The organism is Streptomyces sp. NPDC045022, from assembly GCF_056432605.1.
Genome location: NZ_JBWKIR010000008.1, coordinates 1 through 7,036, shown reverse-complemented (window position 1 = coordinate 7,036; position 7,036 = coordinate 1). Strand labels below are relative to the sequence as shown.

Below are 7,036 nucleotides of genomic sequence, written 5' to 3'. Positions count from 1 at the left end.
CGGAGACAGCACGTCGCCGTGGGACAGCAGGCCGAGCGGAAACAGCGAACCGCCGTGAGACAGCAGGACGCCGTCGGCCGGCCCCGGCATCAGGAGATCCGGCCGCCCGTCCTCGACTCGGTGAGGCGGTCACAGCGGGCGGGTGGGCCGCGGTGAACCGGGCCGAGCGGGAGGCCGCCGTGCGGCGGATCATGGAGCGGGTTCCGGCGCCGGTGCCGCCGGACGTGCACAGGGAGGCGGTACGTCGCGGCGAGCGCCTGCTGCGGCGCAGGCGGCTCGCCCGCCGCGTGCTGTGGCTGCTGGCGTGCGCCGCGGCCGTCGCATTCACCGTGTGGGCGGCGCACGCGCGCCCGTGGGTGGAGCCGCCCTCGCAGACGACCCCACCGATCACCGGCTGGTGACGCGGGCGGTCGGCTAGCCGAGGGCCTGCTGCAGGTCCTCGAGGAGGTCGTCGACGTTCTCGATGCCCACGGACAGGCGCACCAGGTCGGCGGGGACCTCCAGGAGGGAACCGGCCGCGGAGGCGTGCGTCATCCGGCCGGGGTGCTCGATGAGGGACTCGACACCGCCGAGCGACTCGCCGAGAGTGAAGACCTTGGCGCGGTTGCACACCTCGACGGCGGCCTCCTCGCCGCCCTCGACCCGGAAGGACACCATGCCGCCGAACGCCTTCATCTGCTTGGCGGCGACCTCGTGACCGGGGTGCTCGGGCAGGCCCGGGTACAGCACGCTGGTCACGCGCGCGTGACCGGCCAGCATGTCGGCGATCCTCGTGGCGTTCTCGCTGTGCCGGTCCATGCGCACCGCGAGGGTCTTGGTGCCGCGCAGCACCAGCCAGGAGTCGAAGGGACCGGCGACCGCGCCCATCGCGTTCTGGTGGTAGGCCAGCTCCTCGCCCAGCGCCTGGTCGGAGACGATCAGCGCACCGCCGACCACGTCCGAGTGGCCGCCCATGTACTTGGTCAGGGAGTGCACGACGACGTCCGCGCCGAGCGACAGCGGCTGCTGGAGGTAGGGCGTGGCGAAGGTGTTGTCGACGACGAGCTTGGCGCCCGCGTCGTGGGCGACCTGAGCGACGGCGGCGATGTCGGTGATGCCGAGCAGCGGGTTGGACGGGGTCTCCACCCAGACGGCCTTGGTCTTCGGGGTGACCGCGGACCGGACGGCGGCCGGGTCGCTGGTGTCGGCGACCGACCACTCCACGCCCCAGCGGGTGGCGACCTTGGCGAAGAGGCGGAAGGTGCCGCCGTAGGCGTCGTTCGGGATCACCACGTGGTCGCCGGGGGTGAGCAGCGTGCGCAGCAGGGTGTCCTCGGCGGCCAGGCCGGACGCGAAGGCGAGGCCGCGGCGGCCGCCCTCCAGCGCGGCGAGGTTCTCCTCCAGGGCGGTCCGGGTCGGGTTGGCGCTGCGGCTGTACTCGTAGCCGCCCCGCAGCCCCCCGACGCCGTCCTGCTTGTAGGTCGAGACCTGGTAGATCGGCGGGACGACGGCGCCGGTGAGGGGATCCGCGGTGTTGCCCGCGTGGATCGCGAGGGTCTCGAAGTGCTGACTGATGTGCCTGTCGCTCATGTGCACCGAGCGTAGTGCGCCTGGCCGGATGCTGACGCCCGCCGGGCTCGGCCGGTACCGGCTCAAGGGTTTTCCCTACGCGTACGGCGGCAGTCGGCCGCACCCCGGCCCGCGCGACCGGCACCGGCCACCCCGGTCCCGGCCTGTCATGACCCGGCCCTGAGTTTTCCACAGGTCCGCGGCGGGGTTGGCCAATTGTCGGCGGCGTCTGGTTCGCTGGGGGCATGGCGATTCTCTGGCTGCTGATGGCACTGCTCCTGATGAGCTTTGCCCTGCTCACGGTCGTGCGGCGCAGGCGCGGGATGATCGAGCGGGTTCCCCCGGGGCACCCGGACGCCGCCGACCCGGCGGACTACGGCTTCGTGCGCCAGGAAGAGCTGGACGTGCGCATGCCCGGCCCGGACCAGGACCTGCTGGACGTCCTGGAGCTGGTGCAGCGCACCCAGGACTACCGGGCCGCCGCCCAGCTGCTGGCCGGCACCGAGGCCGAGGGTGAGCAGCGCTGGCAGCGGGTGCAGGCCTTCGCGGGCGCCGCCGCGCTGGAGCTGCGGGAGCGGCCCGGCGGGGTGCACGAGACGCCGGGCGGCCAGTGGCTGCGGGTATGGCGGGCCGAGCAGCCAAAGGACCCGGGCGCCGCCGCCGTCCACGCGGAGTTCCTGGTGCAGCAGGCCTGGCGTACGTCGACGCCGGGCACGGACGACTTCCGGATCATCATGGAGGAGGCCCGGGACGCCTGCGCACAGGCGGCCCTGCTGGCTCCCGGCGACCCGGTGCCGTACATCATCGAGCTGTCCATCGCCCGTGGACTCGCCTGCCCGCAGGCCGAGTTCGAGCAGCTGTGGCTGAAGATCCTCGACCGCGCCCCGCACCACATGGGCGCGCATCTGGCCGCACTGCACTACTGGTGCGAGAAGTGGCACGGCTCGCGCGAGCAGGCGTACGCCTTCGCCGAGGCCGCGGCGGCCCGCGCCCCGCAGGGCTCGCTGCTCGCCGCGCTGCCGCTCTTCGCTGTCTTCGAGCACCTCCCGGAGGTGAACCTGGTCTCGGGCTTCTACCGCAGCGAGGTGGTCACCAAGGCGATGCACGGCGCGCTGCACGCGGTGCACGCGGCCCGGCCCGACGACCCGACGCTCGCGCACGTCCGCCACCTGCTGATCTTCTTCCTGGTCCGCGCCGAGCGCTGGTCCGAGGCCATGCACGAGCTGATACACGTCGATGGTCACGTGGGCGCGCTGCCCTGGACGCTGTCCGCCGACCCGGCCGCCGACTTCGCCGTCTACCGCGCGCTGGCCGTGGCCGGCTACGAGGCCAACGGCGGCACCCCGGCCGGCCTACCCGGCTGACCGACCGGCCCGGGCCGGCCGACCGCCCTTGCCTCGCCCCACCCGACGGCCCTCAACGGCCGCCGACAGCACGCACATTGCCAGAAGGTCCTCACCTCCTCCGGCTACGGCATGATCACCCCGTAGATCCTCCCGGCTGACACCCGCCCCTTCTACCTGGCCGAGGCCCATCACCACGCACGCCCGACGACCACATAACCGTCTCGTTCGCCACGCTCCATGAGGTTGCCGGCGAACTGGAGGACATCCTCAAGCACCTCAACCGCAGGCTGGACGAGCTGTATGACCGCGTCGAACCGGTCGTCCTGTCCTGGAAGGGCGAAGCCCGCGAGATCTTCGTCGAGAAGCTCGACGAATGGGACCGCTCCGCGCAGGACCTGCAGGCGGCCCAGAGGTGGCTGCACGCCTACGTCACCACCGGCCACGCCAATTACGCGGCAGCGCACAAAGCGGTCCTGCGTGGCTGGGGGGCCGCCTGATGGCCACTCATGCGGCTTCCGCGCAGAGGAACATCGATGTGACGCCGACGGACCTCTACCAAGTCTCCAGGAACGTGGCGGACCAGCAGGACCCTCTCGACCGGGGCGTCAAGGCGTTTCTCGACGAGTTGGCGCGGTATCCGGACGGCGGCGGCAACGGTTCGGCCATGAAGGACTTCACGAAGGCCTATGTGAAAGTCGCCAATCGATTCCTCGAGGTGTGGGCCAAGTCGGTGGTGAGCGTCGGTGGCGCCGGTGTCGGATTCACCACCACTGCCAACAACTACGCCACGGCCGACGCCGCCACAAACCCTTCAGCAACAAGCCATCCGACCCAGCGCCCCCTTCCGCACGTGATCGACACACCGCCCAAGTACGGACCGGTCACCGACTTCAAGTGGGGGGGGACATCGACGCCAGCCAGGACTTCGCGCAAAAAGCCCTGGAGGGGCTGGAAGCCGCAGTGCTCGCTGTCATGCGCCCTCTGCTGGAACACGAGTGCCGTTGGGGCAAGGCGGCGAAGATCCTCCCCCTGCCCAATCACCTGCAGCTGTACAAGATCTCTGAGACCTGGAGGATGCCGCAGACCACGCTCAGCATGGTGGACGGGATGCTGACCGGCTTCATCGGCGGCATCACCGACCAGTCCAATCAGGAGTGGTACGACGCGATGCGGCAGTTCTGCAGCACGCTGTGGGGCACGTCCGCCTGGGGGCAGAACCGAAACGGCTACGACTGGGCGAACGACGGTGCGCGCAAGAAGGGGACCAGCCACCCTGTCTTCGCCGTGCTGTTCGACACCTGCGACGTCATGGTCGATGCCGTGTACAACGTGGCCCAGACGGCGGAAGACGTTCGCGAGGACCTGCACCGGATCTATCGGCAGGCCGTAGAGGACAGCATCAAGCAGCTCGATCCGCGAGAACTGGACGTCACGGATGCCAAGAGCCTCGTGAAGGGGCTGTGGCACATGGGAAAGGGCCTGGTCGCGGACGTATCGGTCGGCATCGTCCTGAACATCGACGAAGGCGCCATGAACGACGCCGTCGATACCTACAACAACCGGATTCACCGTCAGGTTCGACGCATCAAGGACCTGATGTCGGCGCTCGACGAGGCTTATACGAGCGCGCCGACCTTCAATGCGGAATCCGCCAGAGCCGAGGCGTTCGGTGCGCGGGCTCTGACCGACTTCAAGGGCGACCCCCTGTACGCGGTGCCAGGAGATGACGAGTCCCAACACCGGTATCCCGTGGATCTCGCCAATCAGGAGGGGCTCGCAGGCGCGCACGTGATCGACAAACACGTGGGAAAGACGGACGCGCAGCTGGAACAGAGACTTCGCGACCAGGCAAAGATACGTCCGGATGGTACGGTCGCCCCGATCGCCGCATCGACATTTATCGATCTGGCCTCAGCCCAGCATTGTACGCAGTCCGTCCTGGACGACCCGCGCAACCAACAAAAAATCGCCAACTGGCTGGCGAGCAATCCGAACCCGGACCGTTCCACGCGAACGGTAGGCCTTACCTTCAATGATGTCGTCGGCAGGACGTGGACCCGAGGTGACTCCTCCGCCCACGACTCGCATATGGTGAATGTGACATTGAGACCCCGCCCAGGGGGCCATCCGCCATACGTTGTCCTCACTTCCATGCCGAGCGACACGGTTCAGCAGTGAGGCTCCGCACCTGGAGCAGCTGCCTCTGTCACGGACCAACAACCCAAGGAAGGACATCGGGTGATCGACTCGACTTCTTGGCAGTCGGCTCTGCTGGATCTCTTCGGCGGGGCTTTCTCCTTTGCGGCAGCAGGCCCCCGGAGACATGAGGACTGGCGTCGCGATGCGCAGGCCGTCATGACGCTCGAGGTCTCCGACCCACGGAAGTGGGGAGTTGTAAACTGCCCACCCCCCACCTCAAACGTCGAGAAGACGGAAGAGAAACCGTTCGCCGACCTGCGCGTCGACGAATTCGATTCACTTCTCTACAGGGTCGGAAAGCGATCGGCGACTCAACTACTCGTCGCCCTGCAGGGTATGCACTACCAGGCGACGAATATCCCGGACTTCAATTCCCGCAAAGAGCGGCTTTTCGACTGCGCCGAAATAATTCTTTCCCGGTTCGGGCAGGAGGCCATCTACTACACCAATGCAGCCGAGGCTCGAAACAACCCCGAGCCGGACCTGCTGAACCCGGACACGGAATGGAACCGTCTATCCGACTTCACCACCGACTGCGGCCTGATTGTCGTTGCAGACTTCGAAGTGGGGGTCTTCTGGGCCTTTGACGAGGATTGAAAGCGATCCAGACATGCGTACTCGTTCCGCCACGTATCCCGACCGCGAGACCGCCCAGTGGGCCACCCAGCAGGTCGTCACCGCCAATGAGCAGCTGATCCACCGCTGGCTGGCCCAGTCGACACGCTCGCGCCTGACCATCGAGGCGTTCTGGCCGTCCCGCCACGAGCCGGTCGGACGCGTCCTCCTCCAGGCAATGATGCTGGCCGGGAGGGACCCCGTCGAGGTACGGGCCGCCCGCGTCATCCTCAAGGGGGACGCCTCCCGCCCTCACGGCTTCGCCGTTCACGCCACCTTCCCCTTCTACCTGTAGCGATCGCAGAGGCTGACCACCGTGCCCCTGAGCCCCCTCGAACACGACCGCCGGTATGGCGAGCTCGACCAGGTGATCCGTTCCTACGCCGGGCAACCGGCCGACGACACCCCGGACGAACCCAGCCAGGCCCTGACCGCCTACCTACGGCAGACCTGGCACAGCCGACCGTGGGCTCTCGCCATCGCCGAGCGACAATTGCGGGAGTACGCCGAGAATCCGCCGGGGCGACTGCGGCTGCGGCTCGGCGAGTTCTACGCGATCCCGGACGTCGGCCTGGCTGAGAGCGAGATCCAGCAGTGGCTCCTCTGCCTCGCCGGCCACATCAGGCACAGCGTCGAGGAGGGCGAGGTCCCGCTCCCGGCCGCCCCCGCCACCCACTGGGAGTGGCACGCCCGTTTCCCGGAGCTGGGTCAGTTCCTCGGCGGCTGGTTCTCCCAGGACATGCCCGACGAGTTCGACGACCACGAGATGGCCGTCGATGACTACCGGACCTCGACCGACCCGCGGCTCGTCGCCCGACTCGTCGGGGAGCTGCATGAGCTCCTCGCGCTCGATCTGGCCGAGTCTGATTACGCCATCGCCGTCGCCGAGTTGGGTATGGAAGTCGATCCGCCCACCCCGTGTTCGCCCTCTAGCTGGCTAGCCCTCGTCGCCGACCGCCTTACCGGGCCACTTGCCGACTACGGGACCGGGCCAAGAACCGATGAACCGACCTGACGTGGTCTGCCCGCCCGGCGGCACCGGCGTGGCCTGCCCGATCGGCGTTGCCGCTGCTGGAGAGTGACATCGCTTAGTACTCCAGCTGTAGATCGTGATCTTTATGTCTGGGATGCGGCTTGTCGCTGGTAATGGCTGGTGCGGGATCGCTGCTGATGTCGGCGTCGCCAGTCGGACCAGCCGAGCCGGTGGGCGACGTCGTGGAGGGGCCGGACGATGAGCGTGATGAACAGGCGCTGGATCTCGTTGCAGGACAGCGGGACCAACGCGTCCGGGGCGGGGTTGCGGGCGTGTTCGTCAGCGCGGACGACGG

8 protein-coding genes and 1 pseudogene are annotated in these 7,036 nt (G+C 68.4%); 7 read left to right on the top strand and 2 right to left on the bottom strand.

Annotated elements, in window-relative coordinates:
* Positions 1-152: 152 nt before the first annotated feature.
* Entirely contained in the window at positions 153-401 is a 249-nt protein-coding gene (locus tag AC07C1_RS16275) for a hypothetical protein (RefSeq protein ID WP_478939478.1), read from the top strand.
* Between the two features lie 13 nt (positions 402-414).
* On the opposite strand, the gene AC07C1_RS16270 is transcribed toward AC07C1_RS16275, so the two are convergent.
* A complete protein-coding gene (locus tag AC07C1_RS16270; RefSeq protein WP_478939476.1) occupies positions 415-1,569 on the bottom strand; it encodes a cystathionine gamma-synthase in 1,155 nt (384 codons plus the stop codon).
* A gap of 224 nt (positions 1,570-1,793) precedes the next feature.
* Here AC07C1_RS16270 and AC07C1_RS16265 point away from each other — a divergent pair, with 224 nt between their 5' ends.
* From AC07C1_RS16265 to AC07C1_RS16240, 6 genes are all read left to right on the top strand, one after another.
* Positions 1,794-2,912, top strand: a complete 1,119-nt coding sequence (locus AC07C1_RS16265; protein WP_478939474.1) for a hypothetical protein — start codon at positions 1,794-1,796, stop codon at positions 2,910-2,912.
* A 194-nt stretch (positions 2,913-3,106) separates the two neighbouring features.
* The gene (locus AC07C1_RS16260) at positions 3,107-3,391 is read left to right on the top strand and encodes a WXG100 family type VII secretion target (RefSeq protein WP_478939935.1); all 285 of its coding nucleotides are present in this window, start codon (positions 3,107-3,109) and stop codon (positions 3,389-3,391) included.
* 397 nt (positions 3,392-3,788) lie between these two features.
* A complete protein-coding gene (locus tag AC07C1_RS16255) occupies positions 3,789-5,072 on the top strand; it encodes an RNase A-like domain-containing protein (RefSeq protein ID WP_478939472.1) in 1,284 nt (427 codons plus the stop codon).
* Between the two features lie 60 nt (positions 5,073-5,132).
* Positions 5,133-5,690, top strand: coding sequence for a hypothetical protein (locus AC07C1_RS16250; protein ID WP_478939470.1), 558 nt, complete (start codon positions 5,133-5,135; stop codon positions 5,688-5,690).
* A gap of 13 nt (positions 5,691-5,703) precedes the next feature.
* Positions 5,704-6,003 carry an RNase A-like domain-containing protein gene (locus tag AC07C1_RS16245; RefSeq protein ID WP_478939468.1) on the top strand — a complete coding sequence of 100 codons (300 nt, stop codon included), beginning with the start codon at positions 5,704-5,706 and terminating at the stop codon, positions 6,001-6,003.
* A 21-nt stretch (positions 6,004-6,024) separates the two neighbouring features.
* Complete coding sequence (locus AC07C1_RS16240; RefSeq protein ID WP_478939466.1) at positions 6,025-6,723, top strand: contact-dependent growth inhibition system immunity protein; 699 nt, start codon at positions 6,025-6,027, stop codon at positions 6,721-6,723.
* A 101-nt stretch (positions 6,724-6,824) separates the two neighbouring features.
* Here the strand turns inward: AC07C1_RS16240 and AC07C1_RS16235 are convergent.
* Positions 6,825-7,036: pseudogene (locus AC07C1_RS16235) on the bottom strand (IS701 family transposase); the annotation flags it as partial.

What these genes read in the sequence shown, in the direction of transcription:
- AC07C1_RS16245 (WP_478939468.1), top strand. Translation starts at nt 5,704, where the DNA reads ATGCGTACTCGTTCCGCCACGTATCCCGACCGCGAGACCGCCCAGTGG.
- AC07C1_RS16265 (WP_478939474.1), top strand. Translation starts at nt 1,794, where the DNA reads ATGGCGATTCTCTGGCTGCTGATGGCACTGCTCCTGATGAGCTTTGCC.
- AC07C1_RS16270 (WP_478939476.1), bottom strand. Translation starts at nt 1,569, where the DNA reads ATGAGCGACAGGCACATCAGTCAGCACTTCGAGACCCTCGCGATCCAC.